Source organism: Streptomyces sp. NPDC050619 (genome assembly GCF_040654815.1).
Classification (GTDB): domain Bacteria; phylum Actinomycetota; class Actinomycetes; order Streptomycetales; family Streptomycetaceae; genus Streptomyces.
The window spans coordinates 1-1125 of the sequence record NZ_JBFAIR010000178.1; the positions used below are offsets into that span (position 1 = coordinate 1).

1 protein-coding gene and 1 pseudogene are annotated in these 1125 nt (G+C 64.0%); one reads left to right on the forward strand and one right to left on the reverse strand.

The genetic code is table 11. From position 1 onward, the window contains the following. Positions 1-809, forward strand: an 809-nt coding sequence (locus AB0I77_RS53845; RefSeq protein ID WP_363290377.1) for an IS5 family transposase, incomplete at its 5' end; no start/stop codon positions are given. A 102-nt stretch (positions 810-911) separates the two neighbouring features. On the opposite strand, the pseudogene AB0I77_RS53850 reads toward AB0I77_RS53845, so the two are convergent. After that, a pseudogene (locus tag AB0I77_RS53850) lies at positions 912-1125 on the reverse strand (transposase); the annotation flags it as partial.

Genomic DNA, 1125 nt, shown 5'->3' on the forward strand with positions numbered 1-1125 from the left:
TGTCCGACGCCCGATGGGCATTGATCGAACCGACCTTATCCGCCTGGAGGAAAGCCCGACTCGACCGCAGGCCCACCGGCCAGCCGGCCCAGGTGGAACTGCGCGACGTCTTCAACGCACTCCTGTACGTCAACCGCACGGGAATCCCGTGGAAATACCTCCCGCACGACTTCCCGAACCACGGCACCGTCTATGCCTACTACGCCGCCTGGCGCGACGAAGGAATCCTCGCCCAACTCAACTACGACCTCACCGGCCTGGCCCGCGTCAAGGAAGGCCGCAAACCCGAGCCGACCGCATCCGTGATCGACACCCAGAGCGTGAAGACCTCCGCCAACGTGCCCCTGACCAGCCAGGGAACGGACGCCGGGAAGAAAATCGTCGGCAGGAAGCGGGGCATCATCACCGACACGCTCGGCCTGCTCCTCGCCGTGACCGTCACCGCCGCAAGCCTGTCGGAAAACGTCGTAGGAATGCGACTGCTCGACCAGGCCAAGAAGACCTACCCCACTATCTCCAAGAGCTGGGTCGACACCGGCTTCAAGAACGCCATGATCGAGCACGGCGCCAACCTCGGAATCGACGTCGAAGTCGTCAACAGAAACCCCGACATCCGCGGCTTTCACGTCGTCAAAAGGCGCTGGGTCGTCGAGCGAAGTCTGGGATGGATCATGCTGCGCCGACGTCTGGCCCGCGACTACGAGACCCTCCCCGCCAGCTCCGAAGCCATGATCTACATCGCCTCGATCGACAACCTCGCCAGGTGCATAACGGACGAGACCGCACCCACCTGGCGAGGCAGCTACTAGGGCATACGGGGCGATCTACCTAAATCAAATGCCCTCTCAGAGGCGGACGATCGCCGGGTACTTCTTCCCCCAGACCTCGGCGAACTCCAGGAACCGTGTCGTGGCCGCGTCCTCGCTCGGCGCGGTGTAGACCGGCTTGAGCGCCTTCGCGATCTTGTCCCAGTCCTGACGGGCGGCGTAGCGGAACGACGCCCGCCGAAGGTGAACGACACATGTGTGCACAACGGTACGGGGCCAGACCTCGCCGACCGCGTCCGGCAGCCCCTTCAGCCCGTCGCATACGAGCATGAGGACATCTTCAACTCCGCGGTTCCCC